We start from the raw sequence: 1,125 nt of genomic DNA on the forward strand, positions 1-1,125 counted from the left end.
ACGGGCTCGACCTGGACGTGCTGGGCCATCAGGCGCATGCAGCGGCGCAGCAGCGTGTGGGCGATCAGCACGCCCCACACCTCCTGCATCACCAGTTCAGGCTGCCTGCTGCGCAGCACGCTGTAGCCATGCTGTAGTGACTGCTTGATCTCTCGAAACCCCAGCTCGATCTCCCAGCGCTGGCAGTACAGCTGCGCCAGTTCAGGCGCGGCAAACCGCTGGGGATCGAGCATGGAGGTGATGAAGCGCCGCAGCTTGCCATCCACGTTCGTCTGGATCAGCCGGGCCTGCCAGTGGCTGGGCAGCTCGGGGCGCAGCTTGCGGGCTTGCGGCGAGACAGGCATGCGGATCAGCCAGTCGTGCTCACCCAGCCTTTGCACCACCTCATGGCGCAGGTTGTCGCGCGCACGCATGAGCCAGTGGCGCTCGCTCCCCGCGCTCTGCCAGTCCAGCAGGAAGGCCGCAGAGAAGTAGGCCCGGTCAAACAGCGTGATCGAGTGGTCCAGACCGCGCAGGCCAGCGGCCAGCGTCAGCTCCCCGCAGTGGTAGTCGCCCAAGCTGGCGTCCAGCAGCTCGTGGCTGTCGGTGTCCAGCAGGCACACGGCACGCACCATGGGCCAGGGCTGCGGACCGTATTGCGTCTGGCCACTGCCCAGCACTTGGCGGTTGTCTGTGCTGTCTGGAGCCGACCAGACCACGCCGTCGACCGCCAGCACGCGCAAAGTGCCCTGGTGCACCGGGTGGGCTCGCCCCCAGGCTTCGGTGAGCAGGCCGAACAGGTGTTCCAGCGGCTCGGCGCCCAGGCGCTGACGCGCCTGCACGCTGGCGCTGGGCGCGGGCAACTCCTGCCCGTCAAAGGTCAGCGCCATCTCCTGCACGACTTGCCACATCGGCATCTGGCGAAACAAGGCCAGCCCGATCACCAGCCACACGGCATGCTCGGCGGGCAGCTTGCGCCGCCGGATGGACGCCTTGCCCGTCGCCTGCAGTGCCTGCTCGATCCACGACGGATCGATCAGCGCGCCCAGTTCGGCCATCGTGCCAGCAGGCAGATCGGCCAGGGTTTCGTTCAGAGTCGTTTGCAGCAGAGCGGCCAAAACAAAAAAGGGAACGTGTTGAACACGT

At 66.8% G+C, this 1,125-nt stretch carries 1 protein-coding gene; it reads right to left on the reverse strand.

The genetic code is table 11. From position 1 onward, the window contains the following. Window positions 1-1,037, reverse strand: a 1,037-nt coding sequence (locus IE209_RS33605) for an IS4 family transposase (RefSeq protein ID WP_189691196.1), incomplete at its 3' end; no start/stop codon positions are given. Window positions 1,038-1,125 lie beyond the last annotated feature (88 nt).

This window comes from Pseudorhodoferax aquiterrae (assembly GCF_014652235.1).
In the GTDB taxonomy this organism is placed as follows: Bacteria; Pseudomonadota; Gammaproteobacteria; order Burkholderiales; family Burkholderiaceae_C; genus Pseudorhodoferax; species Pseudorhodoferax aquiterrae.